We start from the raw sequence: 23779 nt of genomic DNA, 5'->3' as shown, positions 1-23779 counted from the left end.
TGCTGAAACACGTTCAGCATGACGGAATCGCGAGAATATCCAAATCGGCTTCCCGGTCGCTCGGGGCAAACAGCCGCCAATCCTTGTCAATTCGCGGCCACGCGTTATGCCGCGCGCCATGACCGTTAAACCCACGCCCAAACCCTGGATCATGGCAATCGCGCCATATATTCCTGGCCGCTCGACCACCGATGACGGCCGCAAGGTCGCGAAGCTCTCGTCGAATGAGAATCCGCTCGGCACCTCGCCCAAGGCAAGCGAGGCCTTCGCCGCGGCCAAGACCTCGCTCGCGCGTTACCCGGATGCCAGCGGTGCGATCGTGCGCGAAGCGCTGGCGGAGAAACACGGCCTTGATCCGCAGCGCGTGATCTATGGCAATGGTTCGGACGAAATCCTCCATCTCGCGGCCGGCGCTTTCGCGGGGCCGGGCGACGAAGTGATCTTCGTCCACTACGGCTTCTCGGTCTACGAAATCGCCGCGCGGCGCGTTGGTGCGGTGCCGGTGATCGCACCTGACAAGGATTATGCGACCGATGTCGACGCGATTCTCGCCTGTGTCACCGATCGCACCCGGATCGTTTATATCGCCAACCCCAACAACCCGACTGGCACCTATTCGCCGGCGAGCGAGATCGCGCGGCTCCATGCCGAGCTACCCGCCGATGTCCTGCTGGTGATCGACCAGGCCTATGCCGAATATCTCGCGCCCGAGGACGACGACGGGAGCATGGCGCTGGCGATCGATGCGCCCAACGTGCTGGTGACGCGCACCTTTTCCAAGATCCACGGCCTTGCTGCCGAACGGATCGGCTGGGGTTATGCCTCGGCGGAGATCGTCGAGGCGCTGCACCGGATCCGCCTGCCCTTCAACATCACCATTGCGGGTCAGCATGCGGCGGTCGCGGCGATCGGCGATACTGATTTTGTTGAACATACCCGGTCGCATAACGCGACCTGGCGCGCGTGGTTCGCCGATCAGATCGCGTCGCTCGGCAATGCGGGCTTACGCGCCGTGCCGTCCAAGGCCAATTTCATCCTGGTTCTGTTCGAAGGAACGCTGACCGCCGAAGCCGCGTATAAGGGGCTGATGGACGCGGGCTATATCGTGCGCTGGCTGCCCGGACAGGGCCTCCCACACGGCCTGCGCATCACCATCGGCACCGAGGAGGAGACGCGCGGCGTCGCCGCGGCGCTGCGCCAGCTGGTCGAAACGGTCGCCTGATGCTGCCCTTCGCACGTGTCACGATCATCGGGCTCGGGCTGATCGGCTCGTCGATCGCGCGCGCGGTGCGTCAGACCATGCCGACGGTGCGGCTGACCGGCCATGACGCCGATCCGGCGGTGCGCGCGACTGCGGATGCGCTGCAATTGTGCGACGATATCGCCGATACTGCCGGCGCGGCGGTGATCGATGCCGACCTGGTGATCCTGTGCGTGCCGGTCGGTGCGATGGGCGCTGCGGCTGCCGACTTCGCCGCCGATCTGCCCGCCGATGCGATCGTCAGCGATGTCGGGTCGTGCAAGGCGGAGGTTGCGCGCGCGCTCGGTGAGGCTTTGCCCGGCGCGACGATCATTCCGGCCCATCCTGTCGCCGGCACCGAGCGTAGCGGTCCCGAGGCGGGCTTCGCCACGCTGTTCCACAAGCGCTGGTGCATCATTACGCCAGCCGAAGGCGCCGATCCGGTCGCAGTCGAACGTGTCGCCGAATTCTGGCGTCGGCTCGGCGCAGATATCGAATTGATGGCACCCGATCATCATGACCGCGTACTCGCGGTGACCAGCCATTTGCCGCATCTCATCGCTTATACCATCGTCGGCACCGCCTCGGACCTGGAGGAAGTGACTCAGTCGGAGGTGATCAAATATTCCGCCGGTGGTTTCCGCGACTTCACGCGCATCGCGGCGTCAGACCCGACGATGTGGCGCGACGTGTTCCTGTCCAACCGCGAAGCGGTGCTCGATATGCTGCAGCGCTTCTCCGAGGATCTGACCGCGCTCCAGCGCGCGATCCGGCTCGGCAAGGGCGACGAACTGTTCGACCATTTCGAACGCACCCGGGCAATCCGGCGCGGCATCATCGAACAGGGCCAGGACGATCCCGCACCCGATTTCGGACGCAGCCACGACTGATTTCAACCCGGATGACGGACATCACCGGAGTCAAACCCATCAGCGATCTACTCAGCCTTCGGTACATCCAGCGCATTGATCGCGGCATGGACCCGCGCTTCGGCCTCGGCGCGGGGGAGTCCCGGCGGGATTATGTTGCCGAAGCGGAAAGTGACCACGCCCGGCTTTTTCGGGCCGTGTTTGGGCCAGACCAGCCCGGAATCGATCGCGATCGGCACGACCGGAATTTTGAGCATCTGGTAGAGCCCGGCAAATCCTGCGCGCAAGGGCGGCTGTTCGCCTGGTGCCACGCGTGTGCCTTCGGGAAAGATCAGGATCGACCGCCCCTCGGCCAGTGCGACCCGTGCCTCGCGCAGCATCCGACGCAGCGCGCCTGCAGATGCCTCGCGATCGACCACGATGACGCCATAACGTCGCGCTGCCCACCCCCACACGGGAATGCTCGCCAGTTCCTGCTTCATCACGATCGCCGGCGTCTTGAGCATCCGCCCGAGCTCAAGCGTTTCATACATCGCCTGATGCTTGGCAGCGTAGATTACCGGGCCGTCACTGAACTGGGTGCCTTCGATATGCTGGTTGATGCCCAGGATGTTGCGCGTCGCCCAGTGATGAAAGCGGGTCCAGAAATGCGTGTTGCGGATGATCGCCTGACGCCCGAACAGGGCGCTGATCGGCGTGACCATCACGATCGGCACCGATACGGTGTAGAAAACCAGCTTGAACAACAGGGTACGCAGGCCGTTCATTGTCCGATTCCGATCCCGAGAACCCCTAGCCAGAGCGCCACACGACGCAGCAACAGCTTGTTATATTCGGCGATGAGCAGTGCGAAGCGCGGATTGCTCGGCACGCCGTCACCGACCACCGTCACATCGTCGCCTAGGGCATAGACCAGTTCGAGCTGCGCGCGTGCGACGTGCCAGTCTGACGTCACCAGCCGTACCGATTTGTATTGGTGCTCGCGCACCCAACGTGCGGTCTCCTCAGCATTGGAACGCGTATCGACCGCCTCGTGACCCAGGTCGATGCAGCATTCAAACAGCTTGAGGGAACTCTTGTACGCGACGGCCAGCTCGACCGGCCGTACCTCGGGCGCGACGCCGGTGATCAGCATCCGCTTGGCGGCCTTGGCCTTGAGCAGCACCAGGCCGCGGTCGATCCGTCCCGCGCCGCCGGTCGGCACAACGATCGCATCGGTCATCACATCGTCGAGCGGCTTGGGCAATGCGAGCATGAACAGCGCGAAGCCGAGCAGCCACAGGATCGCCGCGACGCATAATGTGCGCCAGATCACAGCACTTTCCTCAACACGCCGAGCACGGCGGTCCGCGCCGCGAAGGTCGCGAGCAGCGCGAAGGCAAATGGCAATAAAGCGAGCAGCATCCAGTCGCCTGGATCGAGCGTCAGTCCGCTAAGCAGATCGGAGCCGAGCGCGCCAAGCCGTATGCCGATCAGCCCGACCATGCCGCAGGCCAGCATCGTACCGATGACGCCACCGAACAACGTGTCGAGTGCAATGCGCCGCTGGAACAGCCGGGCGACCTGGACATCGGTCGATCCCAGCATGTGCAACACCTGGATCGTGTCGCGGTGTGTTTCGAGCCCTGAGCGCGCGGCAAGAATGACCACTGCCGCGGTCGCTGCCGCCATCAACAGCACCAGCGCCGCGGCGAGCCCTGTGACCATCGTCATGAAATTGCTGATCGGCGACATCCAGCTTTCGTGGCGATCGATCCGCGCCGCCGGCGCCGTTGCCTGCACTGCCGCGGTGACTCGCGCGACCGCCGCGTCGCCGCTGCTGCCGAGATCGACATCGATCATCGCGGGGATCGGCAGATCGGGGTCGGCCCCGTCCGGACCGAGCCACGGACGAAGCAATGACGCCAGTTCGGCACGATCGACCAGCGTCGCCTTGCTCACTTCGGGCAAGCCGCGCAGCGTAGCGATCGCCGCGGCGGCCTGTGCGTCGCGGCTGCGCTCGACCGGCTCGACGATCTGCACCGTCAGCCGTCCGGCAAGCTGGCGGTCGAGCAGATTGGCGGCCGACCGCGTGCCCAGGCCGAGCGCGCCGGCCAGCACGGTCAGGAACAGCATGATCGCCATGATCCACATCATCGCGCGCGTGCCCCGGCTTTCGTCGAGCAGGCGGCGATCGGCGGCCGAGGGGATCAGACGGACACTCACGTTTCGTCCTCGGTGGCGACCGGCGGGAAGCGCAATGAGCCGGTCGGGTCGAGCAGGCGGCCGCTATCCAGCCGCATCATATGCGCGCCGGGGATCCGCCCGAGCAGATGGAAGTCGTGCGTCGCGACCACCACAGTGGTGCCGAGCCGGTTGAGCGATTCGAACAGGTGCAGCAGCCGCTCGGCCATATCGGGGTCGACGTTACCGGTCGGTTCATCGGCGACGAGGATTTCCGGGCGTCCGATCACCGCGCGCGCGATTGCGACCCGCTGCTGTTCGCCGCCCGACATGGTGCGCGGCTTGGCTTCGACCCGATCGGACAGCCCAACCCAGGCGAGCATCTCGCGCACCGGGGCCTCGACATCGCTCTCCGGCACGCCCGATACACGCAAGGGAAGCGCGATATTGTCATAAGCCGACAGATGCGGGAGCAGGCGGAAGTCCTGGAACACCACGCCAATGCGCCGGCGAAAGCCCGGCAGTCGCTTGCGCGGCAGTGTTACCGCATCCTCGCCGAACAGCCTGATCAGCCCGCGTGTCGGGCGCTGCGCGAGATAGAGCAGCTTGAGCAATGACGTCTTGCCCGCGCCCGATGCGCCGGTGAGGAAATAAAAGGAGCCGCTCGACAGCGTGAAGCTGACGTCGGACAGCGTTTCCTGGCCCGTGCCGTAGCGCAGCCCCACATTTTCGAACTGCACGATATTGGCCATTACCGGCGCACGCCCGCTCACTCTTTGATTTGCCCCGTCCCGCCATCGCACGTTCGCACCCGGGGCATCAAGCATGGTGCGCAGAGCTCGCCCCGAAGAGCAGGACTTGTCCCAGAAGACTTGCCACGGCGGGTCATCAGGTGTTTAGTTTTGGGTCACCAGCCGGGTGTCATCCGGCGGCCGTAAAGCGTCCAGCCATGATCCTCGAATGCCCCGAATGCCGTACCCGATACCTTGTTCCCGATTCGGCGATCGGGGCCGACGGACGAACGGTGCGCTGTGCCAGCTGCAAGCATAGCTGGTTTCAGCCGGGTACGGTGCTCGATCTGGTCGCCCGCGCCGAGGCGGAACCGCAACCGTCGGTCACCGAGCCCTCTCCCAAACCGTCTCCCCAACCGTCGGGCGCGCCCGCCCAGGTTTACGCGCCGTCGCCACCTCCACCACAGATGGCGCCCGACCCGGCTTATGCGGGTGACGACGATGATTACGATGCCTTCGCGCACCGCGCGCCGTTCCGCCCGCGGCGCAACCCTGCACGGCGATGGACGGCAATCGCGCTGGGCGCCGGAATCGCCATGCTGATCGGTATCGGCGTCTTGCTCTTTGCCGATGCGCCGGGCCTCATCGCGCGGCTCGGCATCCCGCTAGCCGAGGCGGAGACACCGCTCCGACTGGTCGCCAACAAACCCGATCGCCGCGACCTGCTCAGCGGCAGCCAGTTGTTTGCGGTCAGCGGCAAGGTGGTCAACCCGACCGACACACGCCAATCGGTACCCGATATCCGCGCCGAACTGCGCGACCCGCAGGGGAGGCTGGTCTATAATTGGACGATCCGGCCCGACGCGACGGTGTTGCCGCCACGCGGTTCGATCGAATTCAACAGCGCCAAGCTCGACGTGCCGGTCAATTCGAAGGAACTGGTGCTGAGTTTTTCCGGCGCAACGCCACGCTGATCATCCAGAAACGTATGCCGTGCAAAATGGTGGCGGCGACCATGCCCAGTCCTGAAGCATAGACCAGGCCGATCGGTCCGGCACCGTGATGGACCAGCCACCAGCCAGCGCCGCCCGTCACCAGGAAAAAGGCAATGACGCTGTTGACCCCGGCGACGACCTGATCGCCGAGCGAGCGTAGCGCATAGACCAGCACGACCTGCACACCGTCGAACAGAATGAACGGCGCCCATATCGTCAGCATCGCCAGCGCGAGCAGATGGACCTCGGCGACCGCCGGGAACGCCGCCACGAGCGGGCCCCGCGCGACGATCAATATGATCGCGAGCAGGCCGGTCAGCAGGGCGGCGATGACGACCGCAATCAGCGTGCGCGGGATCGCCTGCACCGCATCGCCCTCACCGACCGCATTGCCGACGCGCACGCCGGCGGCGGATCCGAGGCCCAGGGCAACGCCGAAGGTGACATTGTGGATCGAGAAGACGATCTGGAAGGCGTGTGCGGTGACGTCGCCCAATTGTGTCGACAGCGCGATCAGAATAGAGAAGCCGACCAGTTCGAGCCCCGATGCCACTGCCGGCACGATGCCGAACAGCGCCAGGCGTGCCGCGCCGGCCGGCACGCCGCGCCATGCCGCGCGCGAGACGCCGTGTATGCCGCGCGCGGCGGCACGCGGCAGGGTCCATACCGCGCCGATCATCCCTGCAGCACCGGCGGCCGAGGCGATCGCCGTGGCCATCGCCGCGCCCACCGCGCCCATTACCGGAAAACCGAGATGCCCACCCGACATCGCCCAGGCGAGCAGCGCGTTGAACGGCAACATGGTCAGATTGACGGTCATCACCCGGCGCGGGCGGCTGACACCCTCAAGGAAGAAGCTCGCCGCGACGATTATCATCTGGAATGGGTAGGACAGGGCCATCACGCGCACGACGCGCGCCGCGGGATCGACCAGCGCATCGGCGACGCCCATGCCGGTCAGCATCGGCCCCGCGAACAGGCTCAGCATGATTGCGCTGAAAATGCCCAGCACCAGGGCAAGCGCCAGGCCTTCGCGCAACACCACGCCGGTGCGTTTCAAATCGCCGGCTCCATCAGCGCGCGACACGAAGACCAGCACGCCGGACAGCCAGGCGAGCCCGGCGACGATCGTCACGAAGGTCAGCGATCGGCTCGCGCCCAAGGCGGCGACCTCATCGGTGCTGACCAGACCGACCACGACGACGTCGGTGACGTGCAGGATCGTCCAGTTCAGGCTGGTCAGCGCGACCGGCCAGGCCAGTGCGAGGATGCGCCGCGTCTCCGATCGGATCGTGAAGGGCGCAGGGCTCGACATGGCGGCCCTGCTATAGCGCGCAGGGTGGCGGGGGAAGGGCGGTGCGCGCGATGCGTTCCCCGGTTGCTATCTGTCGAAGTGCTTGCTAGGGGCGCTCCCCTACCAGCTGCCGGGGCTTGTCCGGTGGTGTTTCACGTGCGGCCGTGGCGGAACTGGTAGACGCGCAACGTTGAGGTCGTTGTGGGCGAAAGCCCGTGGAAGTTCGAGTCTTCTCGGCCGCACCACTCTCTGAAATCGCAACAGCACCCCGCGCCGATCGGCGCCGGGGGAGCGATCGCCCGACGCGGCGATCTGTCGCGCCATTGCCGCGATTGAACACGCAGCTTACAGTAGCGTTATGCAACTCATGCACGGCACATGGCCGCGCTGCTGAAAGCCGCCCCCGCCCTTGTCCCTGCCTGTGTCCTTGCCCGTTTCCGTGTATCTCAATGCGATCGGCACCGCGGTTCCGGACCATGATATCCATCATGCTTTCATCGGCTGGGCACGCGAGCGGCTGACCGATCCGCGCGTCGCGAAGCTGTTCGATCGCATGGCCGTACGCTCGGCGATCGAGCATCGCTGGTCGATCCTGCCGCCGACCGGGGAGGGCGGATCGCCGGTCGATGCGGGCGGCTTCTATGCCGATGCGGCCCAGCCCGGCACGGCAGCGCGGATGGTGCTCTATGCCGACGCCGCCCCCGCGCTCGGCATCGCCGCGATCGAAGCGCTGGGCGCTCACGCAAAACTCGACGAGATCACCCATTTCGTCGTGGCCAGCTGCACCGGCTTCGTCGCGCCCGGCATCGATCAGATCATCGCGCGGCGGATCGGCCTGTCACCCTCGGTCGAGCGACTGCTGATCGGTTTCATGGGCTGTTACGCCGCGGTCGCGGCGTTGCGCACCGCGCGCCACATCGTCCGCTCCGACCCTGCCGCGCGCGTGCTGGTGTTGAGCGTCGAGCTTTCCACGCTGCATCTGCAGGATGTGGCGGAGATCGAGCCGCTGCTCGCGATGCTTCAGTTCGGCGATGGCGCGGCGGCCGCTCTGGTCACCGGCGAGCCGGGCGGCTTCGTTATCGGCGAGCCGTTTGCGACCACCTTGCCCGATTCGGACGAACTGATCCGCTGGGACATCACCGATCGCGGCTTCGCAATGCATTTGTCGGGCGAAGTGCCGGCGCGAATCGCTGCGGGCCTTGCGGATCCGGCCTTCGCGCAGGCGGCGACCGGCGGTCGCGATCCGCGCGAGATCGATGGCTGGGCGGTTCATGCCGGCGGCCGTTCGATCCTCGACACGGTCGAAGGCGCGTTGCACCTGTCACCGCGGGCGCTCACCGCATCGCGCGGCGTGCTTGCCGACAATGGCAATATGTCTTCGGCGACCTTGATATTCGTGCTCGCCCGGTTGCTCGCCGGACCGCCGGTCGCCGATGGCGTCGCACTGGCCTTCGGCCCCGGCCTTGCGGCCGAGGGTTTCGGGTTCAGGAGTGGGACATGAGCCTCGCTGTCCGCGCCCAGGCCGAGGAACTGATGGATGCCGAGGATCTCGACGCCGGCGCCTATGCCGATGTCGTCGGCGATCTCGCGCGGGTCAATGTCGTGACGATGGCGGCACGCCCGACGCTCGACTTCCTGAGGCGCGGCACGCGCGGCATGACGCGCTTCCGCTTGCTCGATGTCGGTTTCGGCGATGGCGACATGCTTCGCCGCATCGCGCGCTGGGCGAAGCGGCGCGGTATCGCCGCCGAACTGGTCGGGGTCGATCTCAATCCGCGTAGCGAGCTCGCGGCCCGCGCCCATACGCCGGATGACATGGATATCGACTATATCACCGGCGATTATGCGGATCATACGGAGGGCTGGGACTTCGTGATCAGCAGCCTCGTCGTGCATCACATGACGCACGATCAGCTAATCGACTTCCTGCGCTTCATGGAGGCGAAGGCGGCGACGGGCTGGCAGGTCAACGACCTCCACCGTCACGGTTTCGCGCATTGGGGCTTTCCAATCCTCGCGACGCTAGCGCGGTGGCATCCGATCGTGCGGCACGATGGCCAGCTGTCGATCGCACGCTCCTATCGGCCGGCCGAATGGCCGCCGCTCCTTGCCGAAGCCGGCATCACCGATGCGCGGGTCGAGCGCGTCTTCCCGTTCAGGTTATGCGTCGAACGCCTGCGCTGATCGTCGGCGGCGGGCCCGCCGGGGCCAGCGCCGCGATCGTCCTGGCGCGTGCCGGATTGCCGCATTTGTTGGTCGAGCGTGCGCGTGAGACCGGCGATGCGCTGTGCGGCGGTTTCCTCAGCTGGCGTACGCTCGATTCGCTCGCCAGCCTCGGCATCGACCCACAAGCGCTTGGCCCGGCCCGGGTCACGCGGGTCCGGTTGCTTGCTGGCGACAAGGTCGTTGAAGCGTCGCTGCCGCGTCGGGCGCATGCCGTGTCGCGCCGTCATCTCGACAGGCTGTTGCTCGCCCGCGCCGAGGCCGCGGGGGCGGCGATCGAGCGTGGCGTCACGGTCAAGACGATAGAAAGTCGCGCCGCGCGACTTGCTGACGGTACGGAGATCGCGGCCGACGCGCTGTTTCTGGCCAGCGGCAAGCACGACATTCGCGGGCTCGCCCGCCCCGAATCGGCGCGCGGCAAGGATCCCACGCTCGGTCTGCGCGTCCGCCTCGGGCCGTCGCCGGCGCTCGATCGGATGATCGGCGACGCGATCGAGCTCCATTTGTTCGATCGCGGTTATGCCGGGATCGTGTTGCAGGAGGATGGGACGGCCAATCTATGCATGGCGGTGCACCGGTCGCGGCTGACCGAAGCCGGCGATCCCGAACGGCTGCTTGATGCGCTCGGTTGCGAACTGCCGAGCCTCGGCGAACGGCTGGCGTGGCGGGTGGCTGGCGGCGGGATCGATGCCGTTGCCAATATCCCCTATGGCTGGCGCGCGCAGCGGGGCGAGGCTGGCCTGTTTCGGCTCGGCGACCAGGCTGGCGTCATACCGTCACTTGCGGGGGAGGGTATGGGCATCGCCATTGCCAGCGGGATTCGCGCGGCCGGCGCTTATGCAACCGGTGGCGCGCCCGCCGCGATGGTGTTCCAGCAGCGGCTGGCACGCGATCTGTTCCGACCGATTGGTGTGGCCGGATTGATCCGCGATGGTGCCGAATCGCCGCGCATAGCTCGTACGGTCTTGCCGATCGCGCGAGCGGCACCATTTTTGATCGAGATTGTCGCGCGATTGACCCGGATCGGGCATGATCGCGCGGGCGCATAGTTTTCCCCTAAATTAAGGTTGAGCTGATGGATCATCTGACCCTGTCCGAAGCCGAATGGCGCAAAAAGCTGTCGCCCGAGCAATATCATGTCCTGCGCGAGGCCGGGACCGAGCCTGCTTTCTCGGGCCGCTACAATAACAACAAGGCCGACGGCGTGTATCGCTGCGCGGGATGCGCGACACCGCTGTTCGACAGCGCCGACAAATATGATTCGGGTTCCGGCTGGCCGAGCTTCACCCAGCCGATCGCTGCGGAGAATGTCACCGAACATCGTGACGTCAGCCACGGCATGACGCGGATCGAAGCGCGGTGTTCGAAATGCGATGGCCATCTCGGCCATGTTTTTCCGGATGGCCCGCCGCCGACCGGCCTGCGTTACTGCATGAATTCGCTCAGCCTCGATTTCAAACCGCGCAGCGACACCTAACGGATTTTTTTGGCTGGGGAGCGGGCCGGCACCGTCTTCTCGAACTAATGCCCGTCAGGGCCGAAGTTCAGTCGGCGCGTAACGTTATAATCGAGCACCGCCATCACGAAATAGGCCGCGGCCTGTTTCACCCTGAGCCACGGCGTGGTGCGTTGTTTGTACAGCGCCGGCGTGATCGCCTCCGATTCGGCAATCTCGTCCTCGACATAGGCGCGGGCGTGCGCGGCGAAGGCGGGATCGTCGATTCGCAGCATGATCTCCAGATTGAGGAACATGCTGCGGATGTCGAAATTGGCCGACCCGACATAAACCACATTGTCGATCACGAAGAGCTTGGTGTGCAGCTTGGTGGTCAGATATTCGTAAATCTGCACGCGCTTGCGCAGCAATCCGGCATAAGTGAAGCGCGACGCCCAGATCGATGCGCCGTGATCGTTCTTCGACGGCAGCACGATGCGTACCCGCCCCCGCTTGCCGATCCGGTCGAGCCGGGTGAGCATCGCCGGATTGGGCGCGAAATAGCCCGCGATCAGGTCGAAGCGCCCGGCACTCCGCATGTCGCGCTTAACCGTCCGCGCCCAGGGCGACAGCCGTCGCGTCGGTCCGCCGAGCAGCCAGCGCGCGGTGCCGTGCGGCTCGCTCCAGGTGTCGAGCATACGGCGCAGCGTGCGCATCGACCCTTTGGGTTTTTTCGCCCAGCGCGACAGCGCGTCGAAATACCCCGCCAGCCGGGTTGCCGCCGGACCCTCGACCAGCAGCCCCAGGTCGCGCCACGCCTGTTCGGCCGGCGTGCCGAAATAACTGTCCTCGATGTTGAAACCGCCGATGATGACTCGGGCACGATCCGGTAATTCGGCATCGGCCAGCGCGAGCTTCTGGTGATTGCGCAGCAGATAGCGACGGCCCCAGCGCGGCACGAATCGACACACTGTCACGCCGGCCGCATCGAACGGTTCGAAGAAATGGCGCTGAGCGGCAGGCTCGCTGCCCAGTCCGTCGACGATCAGCGAGACCGCGACCCCGCGCCCCGCCGCGGCGATCAGCGCCTGACGGACCCGTGCGCCAGCGTCGTCGTCGACATAGATGTAGTAGAGTACCCGTAGCGTGCGCTGAGCGCGCTCGATCAGCGCGATCAGCGCCTCGATCCGCCTTGGTCCTGTGTCGAGCATGGTCAGGCGATTGCCGTCCACGGTGAAGCTCGGCTGTGCGGGCGGGTCGATCATCGGTTTGGTGATGGCGGTACGAAGCGGTGCGGGCAAGCTGGATTCCTTGACTCTTTGCGGGCCGCACCCTAGATCGCGGCGCTTCATCTCATCGTCGTAACGAAGGAAAGCCATTCATGGCGCGCGTCACTGTCGAAGATTGCGTCGACAAGATTTCCAACCGGTTCGATCTGGTTCTGTTTGCCGCTCAGCGTGCACGCCAGATTTCGGGCGGTGCTGACCTCACGATCGATCGCGATCGCGACAAAAACCCGGTCGTCGCGCTACGCGAGATCGCCGAGGAAACCGTCAAGCCGCCGCATCTCGAAGAGGCGGTGATTTCGGGTCTGCAGCGCGTCCAGGTCGATGACGAGGACGAGGCGGATGCCGTCGGCAGCATCGCCGCATCGGCCGAGGCGCTCCGCCTCACCGCCGCCGCGCCGCCGCGCAACCAGAATCTGGGCGCCGATTACGAGGGCTGAGCCCGAATCGGTTGCTTGCGAACAAGAGCCCGGGGCGAAAGTCCCGGGCTTTTTTGTGTCCGGCGTGATTCATCGACAAGCCGTGCGGGGCAGAGAGATATGGGACACCCTTTGTGGCATATCGTCGGCGCGCAGAAACGTGACACAATAGGGTGTCCCATATCTGCGATCGGATGTTCGAACAGGCTCTTCGACAAGTGCAGAGCGAACACCGATAGTCGTTACTCGTCTGCGACCTTGTCCCGCCGCCCCTTGAACCCCTGCGCCACGACATACCATTCCGACGATCCCTTGCGGCTCGCCGGTGGCTTGGCATGTTTCACGGTGGCGAAATTGCGCTTCATCTCGGCGACCAGCGCGGCATCCGCGCCGCCCGCAAACACCTTTCCGATGAACGCGCCGTTCGGTTCGAGCGTCTCGATCGCGAAGGCCAGCCCCGCCTCGACCAGCGCCATGGTACGCAACGCATCGGTCTGCGGATGGCCGACTGTGTTCGCTGCCATATCCGACAGGACGAGATCGGGCGCGCCGCCCAGTTCTTCGATCAGTTTCGCGGGCGCGGCGTCGGCCATGAAATCCATTTGCAGGATGACGACATTGTCGATCGGATCGACCGGCAACAGATCGATGCCGACGATCGCCGCCTTGGGATTCTGCCGCCCGACCACCTGGCTCCATCCACCCGGCGCGATACCGAGATCGACGACGCGCCTTTTGCCCTTGATGAAGCCGAAACGCTCGTCGAGCTCGATCAGCTTGTACGCCGCGCGGCTGCGATAACCATCGGCCTTGGCGCGCTTGACGTACGGATCGTTCAATTGCCGCTCGAGCCAGCGCGTCGATTGCGGCGTGCGTTTGCGCGCGGTCTTGACCCGGACGCGCAAGCCGCCCCCATCCTTGCTCACAACCGGTCTCCCCGCATCAGGCGGCGCAATATGCCTTCGCGAATGCCGCGATCGGCGACGCCGAGCCGTTCGGCCGGCCATAGATCCATGATCGTCTCCAGGATCGCGCATCCGGCCACAACCAGGTCGGCGCGCTCGGTGCCGATGCACGGCAGGGTGGCGCGCTCGTTCAGGTCCATCCGCGACAGATCGGCGCTGATCCGCCGCATCGATGTCGCTGGCACGATCAGGCCGTCGACCTGCGACCGGTCGTAATGCGACAGGCCGAGATGGACGCTGGCCAGCGTCGTCACCGTGCCCGATGTGCCAAGCAGTCGCGGTCCATCGAGATCACGCGGCAACCGGCTGGCAAACCCGGCAAAGCTCTCTGCCACCAGCGCGCGCATTCGTGCATAAAGCGCCAGTCGCCCCTCCGCGCCGACCGCCTGGCCGGCATGCTCGGTCAGCGAGACGACGCCCCACGGTGCGCTGTGCCAGTCGAGCACTTTGGGCACGACCGGCCGCGTATCGACCAGCACCAGCTCGGTCGATCCGCCGCCAATGTCGAAAATCAAAGCGGGGCCGTCGCCGGGCTCGAGCAGCACATGGCAGCCCAACACGGCCAGGCGCGCTTCCTCCTCGGCCGAGATGATGTCGAGATGGATGCCCGTCTCGGCATAGGCGCGTGCGATAAAGTCGGGGCCGTTCTCGGCGCGCCGGCATGCCTCGGTCGCCACCGAGCGCGCGAGCGCGACATTGCGGCGTTTGAGCTTGTCGGCGCAGACCTTCAGTGCGGACAGCGTGCGGTCGATCGCCGCATCGCTCAGCCGTCCGGTCGCGGCGAGGCCTTCGCCGAGCCGCACGATGCGCGAAAACGCGTCGATCACGGCAAAGCCGTCACCCTGGGGCCGCGCGATCAGCAGCCGGCAATTATTGGTGCCAAGGTCGAGCGCGGCATAATGGCGCGCCTCCGGCCAGCGCGCACGCGGGCTTCCCTGGGCCTTGTTCGCGGGTCCCTTGCCAGACGAAGCCTTGGAGGCCTCCCTGCCAGGACTCGGCGCCGGACGGGCAGGATTCTCCTGCCGGTACGGCATTCTGGGCGACTGATCCCCCATGCCGTTCACACTCACCATTCTGTTCTGCCCGTCGCGGGCGCGAGATGCGCCCGTTCGGTGGTTGGCCTGATGCTAGCGCAGCATGGCTGAAGCGGCAAGCGAGCGGACCGTGGGCCCCCTCAACGGACTTTGCGTCGGTTGACAGCCCGGAGGGCTACGCCTATCTCGCGGCCCGCTGTTGCCCCGTCGTCTAAAGGTAAGACTACGGACTCTGACTCCGTTAATTGAGGTTCGAATCCTCACGGGGCATCCAGCTTTTCCGGGCAGGTCTATTTCGCCTCGGCCAGCAATTCCTTCGCGGTCTCGCTGGTCCAATCCATCCCACCGACCATGCGCCACACTTCCTTGCCCGACGAATCATATAATATGCTGGTCGGCAGGCTCGCCTGATAAGTGGTGCTGAGCGCCACGTTCGGGTCGAGATAGGGTTTGAGATTCTTCAGCCCCGCCTTGGCGAAGAACGGCGTCACCTTGGCCGCGCCGTCCAAATCCTGGCTGACCGCGATCACGGTCAGCCGCCCGGCGACCGCATCGAGCGTCGGCATTTCGGCGACGCACGGGGCGCACCAGGTCGCCCATAAGTTGAGCAACAGCGGCTTGCCGGTGAAATCGGCGATCGAGGTGGTGGTGCCGGTCGGGGTCTGGAATTGCACGGCGGGTGCCGTTTCGCCCTTATGGCTGCGATCGAGCGTGCCGATCGTGTCGACCACGACCTTCTCGCCTTCTTTCGTGCTATCGATTGCCGGTCGCGCAGCGCTCGATTCAGCCTGCGCATTTGTTGCCGCTACGGCGTTCGCTTGCTCCGCGGCCGAGTCTTGCCTATCGCAGCCGCCGGCCATCAGGCCGATACTCAGGAGACAGATGATCGTCGAGCGCAGCGACATTGATGGTTCCAATGCGATGTGGGGCGGGCGTTTTGCCGAGGGCCCGGCAGCAGTGATGCGCGAGATAAATGCCTCGATCCCATTCGACAAGCGGCTGTGGCGCCAGGATGTGGCTGGATCCAAGGCCCATGTCGCGATGCTCGGCAAGCAGGGCATCGTTTCGATCGAAGACGCGGCAATCATTTCCGCCGGACTCGACCAGGTCGCGGCGGACTACGACGCCAATGGCGTGGCCGAGGATCTGACGCTCGAAGACATTCATATGCAGACCGAGGCCATATGCAGACCGAGGCGAAACTCGCCGCGGCGATCGGCCCGGTCGCCGGCCGGCTGCATACCGCACGCTCGCGCAATGATCAGGTCGCGACCGATTTCCGGCTCTGGGTGCGCGACGCGATCGATCAGGTCGGCGCGGCGCTGGTCGCGTTTCAGCAGGCGCTGCTGACTCGTGCCGAGGAGCATGCCGACAGCGTCATGCCCGGCTTTACCCATTTGCAAAGCGCGCAGCCGGTGACGCTTGGGCATCATTTGATGGCGTATCACGAGATGATTGCGCGCGACCGCAGCCGTTTCGCCGATGCGCGGACGCGGCTCAACCGCTCGCCGCTCGGTTCGGCAGCGCTGGCGGGTACGGGGTTCCCGATCGACCGTGAGGCGACGGCGGCGGCGCTTGGGTTCGACGGGCCGATGCGCAATTCGCTCGATGGGGTCAGCGACCGCGACTTCGCGATCGAATACCTCACCGCTGCCGCGCAGTGCGCACTGCATCTGTCGCGGCTGGCCGAAGAGTTCATCCTATGGGCGTCGCAACCCTTCGGCTTCGTTTCGCTGTCCGATCAATGGTCGACCGGCTCGTCGATCATGCCGCAGAAGCGCAATCCCGACGCGGCCGAACTGGTGCGCGGCCATTCCGGGCGGATCATCGGCTGCCTGACCGCACTGATGATCACCATGAAAGGTCTGCCGCTCGCCTATTCGAAGGACATGCAGGACGACAAGCCGCCGGTGTTCGAGGCGCACGACCTGCTCGCACTGTCGATCGCCGCGATGACCGGCATGGTCGACAGCGCGACCTTCCGCACCGATCGCATGCGCGCGGTGGCGGAGGCCGGTTTTTCGACCGCGACCGATCTGGCCGATTGGCTGGTGCGCGAAGCCGGCGTGCCGTTCCGCGAGGCGCACCACATCACCGGTAGCGCGGTGAAGCGGGCCGAGGAATTGGGCGTGGCGCTCGATAGATTATCGATTACCGATCTGCAGGCGATCGATGCGCGGATTGACGCGAGCGTGTATGACGTATTGAGCGTCGATGCATCGGTTGCCAGCCGGACGAGCTTTGGCGGCACCGCACCGGCGCGCGTGCGGGCGGCGATCGCAGCGGCGCGAGAGGGAGATGGGCGATGACAAATCCTGCGAAAAGCGTCGCGAAGCATGCCGCAAAATACGCTGTTCTACCGATCGCGCTGGCGCTGGCAGGATGCGGCGCGTCCGACGGACTCGAGCCGGCGCCGGGCAAGAAATTGCCCATCGCACCTTATGGCGCCAAGGCGACCCCGACGGCCAAACAGTTGTTGCTGCCGAACAACCAGGCGCGGCCCGAACGCAGCGACGATTTGCTGAAAAGCTCGGATGAGCGACGCAGCGACGAATTCGACCTTCCCCCCTCCAATTGACGGTTTCACCGATGGATAATTTTACGCCGGTGAACGGCGCGCTCCATGCCGAGGGCGTGGCGCTCTCGACCATCGCCGACAAGGTCGGCACGCCGGTCTATGTCTATTCGACCGCCGCGTTTCAGCACCATGCACGCACTTTTCGCGAAGGCCTGACCGGTGCGGGCGTGACTCGCATCCACCTCGCTTATGCAATCAAGGCCAATCCCAACCTCGCCGTACTGCGCGTGCTCGCCAATGAGGGCTATGGCGCCGATGTCGTCTCGGGTGGCGAGATGATGCGCGCGCTCGCCGGGGGCATGCCGGCAAAGGACATCGTCTTTTCGGGCGTCGGCAAGACACGCGAGGAAATGACCGCCGCGCTCGATGCCGGGATCGGCCAGTTCAATCTCGAACTTGAGGAAGAGGGCGAAGTGCTCGCCGCGCTGGCACACGCGCGCGGGCTGCGCGCGCCGGCCACCCTGCGCGTCAATCCCGATGTCGATGCCGGCACGCACGCCAAGATCTCCACCGGGCGCAAGGAAAACAAGTTCGGCGTGCCGATTGATCAGGCGGTGGAAATGTATGGCCGTCTTGCGGAACTCGACGGCCTCAGCCTGCACGGCATTGCGATCCATATCGGCAGCCAGCTGCTCGACCTGGCCCCGCTTGAGGCGGCCTATACGCGGATCGGTGCGCTGATCGCCGAATTGCGCAAGTTCGGCCATTTCATCACCCGGGTCGATCTCGGCGGTGGTCTTGGCGTAGTGTACAAAGACGGCGATGTGCCGCCAAGCGCCGCCGAATATGGCGCGATGGTCGCGCGGGTGACGAAGGACTGGGACGTCGAGCTGATGTTCGAACCCGGTCGCCTGATCGTCGCCAATGCCGGCGTGCTGCTGACCAAGGTGATCTGGGTCAAGCCCGGCGCGATCAATCCCTATGTCATCGTCGATGCCGCGATGAACGACCTTGCCCGGCCCGCGCTTTATGATGCCTGGCATGATTTCGCCGCAGTGCGGCCCGACGGCAAGCGCATGATTGCGAATATCGCCGGGCCGGTGTGCGAAAGCGGCGACACTTTCGCAATGGGACGCGACATCGATGCGGTCCATTCGGGCGACCTGGCGGTGTTCCACAGCGCCGGTGCTTATGGCGCGACGATGGCAAGCACCTATAATAGTCGCGCCCTAGTGCCCGAGGTATTGGTCGATGGCGATCGCTTCGCCGTGGTCGCCGATCGTATCCAGCCCGAGACGATCCTTGCCGCCGAACGCCTGCCCGAATGGCTCAAAGCCGATAAGGTTGCGGGATGAGCTGGCACAGCCTGCCGCTGTTCGTGCGGCTGGCGGGCCGGCCGGTGATCCTGCTTGGCAAGGGCGAAGCGGCAGACGCGAAGCGGCGCCTGCTTGAACGCGCCGGGGCCGTGGTCAGCGACGAGGATGCCGAGGCGGTGCTGGCGATCGTCGCGATCGACGACGAACAAGACGCCAGGGCAGCGATCGATCGGCTAAGGGCGCGGCATATCCTGGTCAATGCGGTCGACCGGCCCGACTGGTGCGACTTCACCTTGCCGGCGATCGTCGATCGCGATCCGGTGCTGATCGCGATCGGCACTGGCGGCGCTTCGGCAGGACTTGCGGCGGCGCTGCGTCAACGGCTTGAGGCTCTGCTGCCCGCGACGCTGGGCGGATTGGCGACGGCGCTGTTCACTGGTCGCCCGACGATCCGGCGGCGCTACCCCGATTCAGGCGATCGTCGTCGTGCGCTGGGCGGCGCGTTTGCCGAAGGCGGCGCGCTCGATCCGTTTCGTGCGGGAGAAGGGGCGGTCGATGCGTGGATTGGGGCGAGCAATGATGCGAGCCGAAGCGAACTGGTCGAGATCGCTCTGACCTCGCCCGATGCCGATGATCTCACGCTGCGTCAGGCAAGGGTGCTGGCGCTTGCCGATCGGGTGTATCATCGCGCCGATGTCCCGGCCACGATCCTCGATCGCGCGCGCGCGGATGCGGCGCGGATCGAATGCAATGCCGCGCCGGTCGATCCTGGAAAAGGGCTATCGGTCGATCTGACCCTGGCCGGTTAGACGCCCAGGCTCAACCGTTCGACTTCGTCGTTGAGCGCCTGGATCGATGCGATCAGACGCATCCGGTCGGCGCGCGTTACGGCGAGTTCGGAGCGCGCTTCGCCCAATTCCATCGCACGCGAGGCGATCCGCGCGTCGAGCGTGGCGTTGGAGCGCTTCAGATCGTTGATCCGTCGTGCGCGTGCCAGGGTGCGCTCAATGCGCGCGGCAAGGACATCAAAGGCAAAGGGTTTGGCGACATGATCGTCGGCGCCAGCCGCGAGCGCCTGGACCGCTGCCGCCGGGTCGCTGCGGCCGGTCAGCATGATCACCGGCAAGTCGGCGGTTTCGGGGTTGCCGCGAATCTCGTGCAGCACGGTAATACCCGACATACGCGGCATGACCATGTCGAGCAGGACGAGGTCGAAGCCGCGCGCCGCGATCAGGTCGAGCGCGTCGGCACCATTGTCGCTGAGCGCGGTGAGGTAACCAAGATGCGAAAGCCGCCGGCCAATCACGCCGAGATTGGTGCGGCTGTCATCGACCGCGAGGATCGTGCGCACCGGGCCGTGTCGTGATGCCGCCGGTTGTTCGAATAGCTCCATGATCGACCCGTTCCACTGATGATCGTTCGAGCCTATCGAGCGGCGGTCATTATTTGGTTAACGCGCCCGAAACGATCAGGGCATAACGATCAGGCGGCACGGGCTTCCCGCCAGGCCTGGGCGATTTCCGACAGGCTGGCCGCGATCTCGCGGAACGGTGCCGGATCATGGCCGATACTGGCTTCGACGACGGTACGCCGCGCGCTGCCGTAAAGCTGGGCAAGCGCCGGAGCGACGGTGCCGCCGGATTCGAAGTCGAGACCCGCTTCGAGCGCGAAGAGGATCGCCGTGGCGCGGGTGACTTTCTCGCTCTTCATGCGAAACTGACGGTTCTCCGCTGCCCAGGCGGCGCCGCCGAGCGCGCGGATCAACTCCTCATAGAGAAGTTGTACCAGCGCCGGCCCATCGGCCTCCGCCGTGCGCCCCGCAATGTCAATCTGGCGATAAGTGGCTTCAGGGTCACGACCCAGTGCGGTCGCGTACATCAATTGTTGCTGTTCCAGGCATCGACCTGTTGCTGGACGAAGGTGAGGGTCGATTTATAGGCCGCGACGCGCGCGTCCATCGCGGCATATTGCGCGGTCAGGCGCTTGCTCATCGTCGCTTCGGCGTCGGTGACGTCGGCCTGGTCCTCGCTCAGATCGGCCTGTGCCTTGGTATAACGCGCGGCACTGGCGCCAAGCCCGACCTTGGTGCTGATCGCGGTATCGGAAATCGCGCTCAGCGCCCCCGATATGCCCTTGCCGGTTGCGCCCTTGCCGTCGGCGAACATCGCCTCGACCGCTTCGGGCCATTTGACCAGCGCCGCGCCGAGCCGTGCGGTGTCGAGCGACAGCGTGCCGTCGCGATTGGTCCGCACGCCGATCTCGGCCAGCGTCGTCGGCACGCCGTCCGCCGCATCGGTGAGTAGCGGAGTCAGAGTCAATTGACGCAGCGAGCGCTGCAGCGTGGTCGCCGCCGTGTCGCCTTTCAGCCCGCCGCTGACCGGATCGATCTGTTCGGTGATCATCGCATTGAGCTGGTTGAAGGTCTCGACGAAATCGCTGACCGCCTGCGACAGGGCGCTGGTCGGCGCGCTGGTACCGAGCGTGACAATGGTGCCGACCTGCGCGCTGACCAGGTCGATCTTCACGCCAGTGATCAGGTCGCTGATGCTGTTGCTCGACCGCTTCAGCGCGACGCCATCGACCGCGACGATCGCATCCTTGGCGACGGTGCCGATCGTCGTGCCGCTGCCGGGGCCAATATTCAGGCTCGACAGCCCGGGTGCTGCCGGATCCTCGGTTGCGGTCAGCGTGAACGCCTTGGCCTCGCCGGTCGGTCCCTTGATGCTCAGCCGCGATCCGTTGGCGTCGCTCAGCACCGTTGCGGTGACCCCGGCATTGGCGGCGTTGATTGACCGGGCGATGCCGTTCAGCCCGGAATTACCGACGGTGATCGGGATATTGACGGGGGTGGTGGCGCCGGCGGTAAAGCCGGTCATCGCGCCGTCGACGACGGTCGCGGTACCAAAGGTCAGGGTGAAGCTGCCAAGGCCGGCCGAAGCGATCGGATCGGCGACCGGTGCGCTGGTCGCGGCTTGCGCACCGGCGAGCTGGCGCACCTCGAGCGTTGCCGAGAGGCCGGCAAGTTTCGCGCCGGACAGACCGCTGACATTGAGGATATTTGTGTTGGAGCTGGTCGGTGCGGTCGCCAGCGTGCCGCCCTTGACCAGGCTGGCGAGCGCCGAGGAGAAACCGGTAATCCCGCTCTTCAAGGTGGAAACGCCCGAAATCTGCTTGGTCAGCGTCTCGGACTTGTCGGTGAGCTGCTTGGTCTTGTTGGCGAATTGCGCCTCGACCAGCGATGACACCAGCGCCGGGATATCGATGCCCGAACCGGCGCCGAGCGTGGATGTGATCGATGCGGTCATGATATTCCTTTTCGCTCACCTCTAAGATCGACCGTTGGCGCGGATTCTTTAGCTCTGATTGACCCCGTTTTCGTCGAAACGCGCAGTGGGTGGCACAGTGACGGCGGGGGCAACGGCGGGAGCAATCGCGGGAGCACTGCCGCCGGCGGCGACATTGATGCCGAACACGAACGCCAGGATCGTCGCGATCGCGAGATACAGGTCGTCGCGGACCTCTTGGCCCTCACGGCTGGTGTAATAGACCGCGCGAGCGATGGCGGGGTATTCGAGCACCGGCACCTTGTTCTCCGCGGCGATCTCGCGGATCGCAAGGGCCATCGCACCGCGACCCTTGGCGACCACCACCGGCACTTGGTCATTGTCACGATCGTAGCGCAGCGCGACCGCGAAATGCGTCGGGTTGGTCAGCACGACATGCGCCTCGGCGACGGCCTTGCGCGTGCCGCGCCGCATCATGTCGCGCTGGCGTTGGCGGATCGCGCCCTTGGATTCGGGCGACCCTTCGCTTTCTTTATGCTCGTCCTTGACCGCTTGCTTGGTCATGCGCAGCTTGTTCAACAGGCGGATCAGCTGGATCGGTACGTCGATCCCGGCGATGATCAGCAGGCCCGCCGCCATGGCGAACAAGATGCCCATCAGCGTGCCGCCGAGCGCGCCGGTCGCGACCTCGACATCGGACGAAACCAGCCCGACCATCATCTTCGACGACGACCATAGCATATAGGTGCCGATCGATCCGAGCAGCACGATCTTGAGCAAGGATTTGCCGAGCTCGATCCAGCCTTGCGGGCCGAAGATTCGCTTCAGCCCCGATGCCGGATTGATCCGGCTGCCTTTGGGCGCGAGCAGACCGCCATTGAAGCGCAGCGAGCCGAGTCCAAGCTGGCTGAGTATGGCCGCGCCGAGCGTGATCACGAACAGCGAGATCATCGACGGCGCAAGTTTCCAGCCCGAAGCGAGGAGCGGACGGAATGGCTCGAAATCATCGACATCGCCCCGGCCAAACTGGAAGCTCGAGGTCATCACCGCCTTGCACGCGGCAACCAGCGAGGGCCCGAACATGGCGAGCCAGCCACAGCCGGCCATCACCACCAGCGCGGTCGCGAATTCGCGTGAGCGGAGTATGTCGCCTTGTTCGACCGCGTCGCGTTTGCGCTTGGCGGTTGGTGCTTCTGTCTTGTCGCCGAATTCCTCAGCCATCAGCCGAGCACCAGATTCTGCGTTGCGGCGAGCGCTTCGCGGATGATCACCAGCATGTAATCGCCCATCGCCGGGAAGGCGATCGCCAGCGCGATGACGCCGACCGCGAGGCTGGCGGGCAGGCCGACCGCGAACAGGTTGAGCGCGGGAGCGGAGCGCGACAGCATGCCGACCACGAGATTGAGGCAGAGCAGCAGGAAACCGACCGGCAAGGCGAGCAGCAGGCCGGCAAGGAAAGTGTAGCCGCCGAAAAAGGCGATGCCCTTGAGCTTGTCCGCGCTGAGCCACGCGGCGCCGACCGGCAGCACATCATAGCTTTTCACGATCATCTCGACGAGCACGAGGTGCCCGTTGACCGACAGGAACAGCAAGGTGAGCATGATCGAGAAGAACTGGCCGAGTGCGGGCGAAGAACGCCCGTTCTGCGGGTCGATCGCGTTGGCGAAACCGATGCCCATGGAAATGCCGATCACTTCGCTGGCGAGCATTGGGGCGGCAAAGGCGATCTGCAGCACGAAGCCGATGGCGAGTCCGACCAGCGCCTCGGCGGCGATGGCGAGCACGGTCGCGGCGGAAAAGACTTGGGCGGGTGGCACGATCGGATGGGCAGCAATGACCAGGAAACCGATCGCCGCCGACAAAGTGACGCGTACCGTCACCGGCACCGACACGGCGCCGAACACCGGCGCGGCGATGAACGCCGCACCGATCCGCACCATGACGAAGACCAGGGCCCAGAGCTGAGGCTCGATCGAGAGGCCGAAGCCCAGGACGCTCATGTGTCCG

The 23779-nt window shown here is 65.4% G+C and carries 25 protein-coding genes, 2 tRNA genes and 1 pseudogene; 14 read left to right on the top strand and 14 right to left on the bottom strand.

Annotation, left to right across the window (positions count from 1 at the left end):
• Positions 1 to 118 precede the first annotated feature (118 nt).
• Complete coding sequence (gene hisC, locus G4G27_RS18695; protein WP_183110029.1) at positions 119 to 1222, top strand: histidinol-phosphate transaminase; 1104 nt, start codon at positions 119 to 121, stop codon at positions 1220 to 1222.
• Entirely contained in the window at positions 1222 to 2130 is a 909-nt protein-coding gene (locus G4G27_RS18690) for a prephenate/arogenate dehydrogenase family protein (RefSeq protein WP_183110028.1), read from the top strand. The genes hisC and G4G27_RS18690 overlap by 1 nt, the downstream gene beginning before the upstream one ends.
• 47 nt (positions 2131 to 2177) lie before the next feature.
• Here the strand turns inward: G4G27_RS18690 and G4G27_RS18685 are convergent, their stop codons facing one another.
• Genes G4G27_RS18685 through ftsE form a run of 4 tightly spaced genes read right to left on the bottom strand, consistent with a single transcriptional unit; the run spans position 2178 to position 5024 of the window.
• Positions 2178 to 2876 (bottom strand): lysophospholipid acyltransferase family protein, encoded by a 699-nt coding sequence (locus tag G4G27_RS18685; protein ID WP_183110027.1) that lies wholly within the window; start codon positions 2874 to 2876, stop codon positions 2178 to 2180.
• On the bottom strand, positions 2873 to 3424 hold the full coding sequence (locus G4G27_RS18680; RefSeq protein ID WP_183110026.1) for a YdcF family protein: 552 nt from the start codon (positions 3422 to 3424) through the stop codon (positions 2873 to 2875). The genes G4G27_RS18685 and G4G27_RS18680 overlap by 4 nt, the downstream gene beginning before the upstream one ends.
• The gene (locus G4G27_RS18675; protein WP_183110025.1) at positions 3421 to 4314 is read right to left on the bottom strand and encodes an FtsX-like permease family protein; all 894 of its coding nucleotides are present in this window, start codon (positions 4312 to 4314) and stop codon (positions 3421 to 3423) included. The genes G4G27_RS18680 and G4G27_RS18675 overlap by 4 nt, the downstream gene beginning before the upstream one ends.
• The gene (ftsE, locus tag G4G27_RS18670; protein WP_183113901.1) at positions 4311 to 5024 is read right to left on the bottom strand and encodes a cell division ATP-binding protein FtsE; all 714 of its coding nucleotides are present in this window, start codon (positions 5022 to 5024) and stop codon (positions 4311 to 4313) included. The genes G4G27_RS18675 and ftsE overlap by 4 nt, the downstream gene beginning before the upstream one ends.
• Positions 5025 to 5221: 197 nt before the next feature.
• Between ftsE and G4G27_RS18665 the strand changes: the two genes are divergently transcribed.
• Positions 5222 to 5977 carry an MJ0042-type zinc finger domain-containing protein gene (locus G4G27_RS18665; RefSeq protein ID WP_183110024.1) on the top strand — a complete coding sequence of 252 codons (756 nt, stop codon included), beginning with the start codon at positions 5222 to 5224 and terminating at the stop codon, positions 5975 to 5977.
• On the opposite strand, the gene G4G27_RS18660 is transcribed toward G4G27_RS18665, so the two are convergent.
• A complete protein-coding gene (locus G4G27_RS18660; protein WP_183110023.1) occupies positions 5928 to 7313 on the bottom strand; it encodes an MATE family efflux transporter in 1386 nt (461 codons plus the stop codon). The two genes, G4G27_RS18665 and G4G27_RS18660, sit on opposite strands and share 50 nt — an antisense overlap.
• 137 nt (positions 7314 to 7450) lie before the next feature.
• Between G4G27_RS18660 and G4G27_RS18655 the strand changes: the two genes are divergently transcribed.
• The 5 genes from G4G27_RS18655 (at position 7451) to msrB (ending at position 10992) form a co-directional block, all read left to right on the top strand.
• Positions 7451 to 7537 (top strand) — tRNA-Leu (locus G4G27_RS18655).
• Between the two features lie 182 nt (positions 7538 to 7719).
• On the top strand, positions 7720 to 8793 hold the full coding sequence (locus G4G27_RS18650) for a type III polyketide synthase (RefSeq protein ID WP_183110022.1): 1074 nt from the start codon (positions 7720 to 7722) through the stop codon (positions 8791 to 8793).
• Positions 8790 to 9476 (top strand): methyltransferase domain-containing protein, encoded by a 687-nt coding sequence (locus tag G4G27_RS18645; protein WP_183110021.1) that lies wholly within the window; start codon positions 8790 to 8792, stop codon positions 9474 to 9476. Before G4G27_RS18650 ends, G4G27_RS18645 begins: the two co-directional genes overlap by 4 nt.
• Positions 9455 to 10564 (top strand): FAD-dependent monooxygenase, encoded by a 1110-nt coding sequence (locus G4G27_RS18640; RefSeq protein WP_183110020.1) that lies wholly within the window; start codon positions 9455 to 9457, stop codon positions 10562 to 10564. The genes G4G27_RS18645 and G4G27_RS18640 overlap by 22 nt, the downstream gene beginning before the upstream one ends.
• Before the next feature lie 26 nt (positions 10565 to 10590).
• Positions 10591 to 10992 (top strand): peptide-methionine (R)-S-oxide reductase MsrB, encoded by a 402-nt coding sequence (msrB, locus tag G4G27_RS18635; protein ID WP_183110019.1) that lies wholly within the window; start codon positions 10591 to 10593, stop codon positions 10990 to 10992.
• A 44-nt stretch (positions 10993 to 11036) separates the two neighbouring features.
• Here msrB and G4G27_RS18630 read toward each other — a convergent pair whose 3' ends face one another.
• The gene (locus G4G27_RS18630; RefSeq protein WP_183113900.1) at positions 11037 to 12215 is read right to left on the bottom strand and encodes a phosphatidylserine/phosphatidylglycerophosphate/cardiolipin synthase family protein; all 1179 of its coding nucleotides are present in this window, start codon (positions 12213 to 12215) and stop codon (positions 11037 to 11039) included.
• Positions 12216 to 12331: 116 nt separating this feature from the next.
• Here G4G27_RS18630 and rpoZ point away from each other — a divergent pair, with 116 nt between their 5' ends.
• Positions 12332 to 12676 carry a DNA-directed RNA polymerase subunit omega gene (rpoZ, locus tag G4G27_RS18625; RefSeq protein ID WP_034156969.1) on the top strand — a complete coding sequence of 115 codons (345 nt, stop codon included), beginning with the start codon at positions 12332 to 12334 and terminating at the stop codon, positions 12674 to 12676.
• Positions 12677 to 12897: 221 nt separating this feature from the next.
• On the opposite strand, the gene G4G27_RS18620 is transcribed toward rpoZ, so the two are convergent.
• Both G4G27_RS18620 and G4G27_RS18615 read right to left on the bottom strand, forming a co-directional pair.
• Positions 12898 to 13581 carry an RlmE family RNA methyltransferase gene (locus G4G27_RS18620; RefSeq protein WP_183110018.1) on the bottom strand — a complete coding sequence of 228 codons (684 nt, stop codon included), beginning with the start codon at positions 13579 to 13581 and terminating at the stop codon, positions 12898 to 12900.
• Positions 13578 to 14654 carry a Ppx/GppA phosphatase family protein gene (locus G4G27_RS18615; RefSeq protein ID WP_183113899.1) on the bottom strand — a complete coding sequence of 359 codons (1077 nt, stop codon included), beginning with the start codon at positions 14652 to 14654 and terminating at the stop codon, positions 13578 to 13580. Before G4G27_RS18615 ends, G4G27_RS18620 begins: the two co-directional genes overlap by 4 nt.
• A 200-nt stretch (positions 14655 to 14854) precedes the next feature.
• On the opposite strand from G4G27_RS18615, the gene G4G27_RS18610 reads away from it, so the two are divergent.
• Positions 14855 to 14928 (top strand) — tRNA-Gln (locus G4G27_RS18610).
• A gap of 16 nt (positions 14929 to 14944) precedes the next feature.
• Here the strand turns inward: G4G27_RS18610 and G4G27_RS18605 are convergent.
• Positions 14945 to 15385, bottom strand: coding sequence for a TlpA disulfide reductase family protein (locus G4G27_RS18605; RefSeq protein WP_345940653.1), 441 nt, complete (start codon positions 15383 to 15385; stop codon positions 14945 to 14947).
• Positions 15386 to 15575: 190 nt separating this feature from the next.
• Here G4G27_RS18605 and argH point away from each other — a divergent pair.
• From argH to G4G27_RS18585, 4 genes and pseudogenes are all read left to right on the top strand, one after another.
• Positions 15576 to 16963, top strand: a pseudogene (gene argH, locus G4G27_RS18600) (argininosuccinate lyase).
• A complete protein-coding gene (locus G4G27_RS18595) occupies positions 16960 to 17232 on the top strand; it encodes a hypothetical protein (RefSeq protein WP_183110016.1) in 273 nt (90 codons plus the stop codon). The pseudogene argH and the gene G4G27_RS18595 overlap by 4 nt, the downstream one beginning before the upstream one ends.
• 11 nt (positions 17233 to 17243) lie before the next feature.
• On the top strand, positions 17244 to 18527 hold the full coding sequence (gene lysA / locus G4G27_RS18590) for a diaminopimelate decarboxylase (RefSeq protein ID WP_183110015.1): 1284 nt from the start codon (positions 17244 to 17246) through the stop codon (positions 18525 to 18527).
• Positions 18524 to 19297, top strand: a complete 774-nt coding sequence (locus G4G27_RS18585; protein WP_183110014.1) for an NAD(P)-dependent oxidoreductase — start codon at positions 18524 to 18526, stop codon at positions 19295 to 19297. Before lysA ends, G4G27_RS18585 begins: the two co-directional genes overlap by 4 nt.
• Here the strand turns inward: G4G27_RS18585 and G4G27_RS18580 are convergent.
• The 5 genes from G4G27_RS18580 to fliR form a co-directional block, all read right to left on the bottom strand.
• A complete protein-coding gene (locus tag G4G27_RS18580; protein WP_183110013.1) occupies positions 19294 to 19881 on the bottom strand; it encodes a response regulator in 588 nt (195 codons plus the stop codon). The two genes, G4G27_RS18585 and G4G27_RS18580, sit on opposite strands and share 4 nt — an antisense overlap.
• An 89-nt stretch (positions 19882 to 19970) precedes the next feature.
• Entirely contained in the window at positions 19971 to 20366 is a 396-nt protein-coding gene (gene fliS, locus G4G27_RS18575; protein WP_183110012.1) for a flagellar export chaperone FliS, read from the bottom strand.
• Positions 20366 to 21793, bottom strand: coding sequence for a flagellar filament capping protein FliD (fliD, locus tag G4G27_RS18570; protein WP_183110011.1), 1428 nt, complete (start codon positions 21791 to 21793; stop codon positions 20366 to 20368). Before fliD ends, fliS begins: the two co-directional genes overlap by 1 nt.
• 48 nt (positions 21794 to 21841) lie before the next feature.
• Positions 21842 to 22993 (bottom strand): flagellar type III secretion system protein FlhB, encoded by a 1152-nt coding sequence (locus G4G27_RS18565; RefSeq protein WP_183110010.1) that lies wholly within the window; start codon positions 22991 to 22993, stop codon positions 21842 to 21844.
• Positions 22993 to 23772 (bottom strand): flagellar biosynthetic protein FliR, encoded by a 780-nt coding sequence (fliR, locus tag G4G27_RS18560; RefSeq protein ID WP_183110009.1) that lies wholly within the window; start codon positions 23770 to 23772, stop codon positions 22993 to 22995. Before fliR ends, G4G27_RS18565 begins: the two co-directional genes overlap by 1 nt.
• Positions 23773 to 23779 lie beyond the last annotated feature (7 nt).

The organism is Sphingomonas sp. So64.6b (assembly GCF_014171475.1).
Classification (GTDB): Bacteria; Pseudomonadota; Alphaproteobacteria; order Sphingomonadales; family Sphingomonadaceae; genus Sphingomonas; species Sphingomonas alpina_A.
The sequence above is the reverse complement of the archived record's forward strand: the minus strand, read 5'-3'. Positions and strand labels throughout refer to the sequence as shown.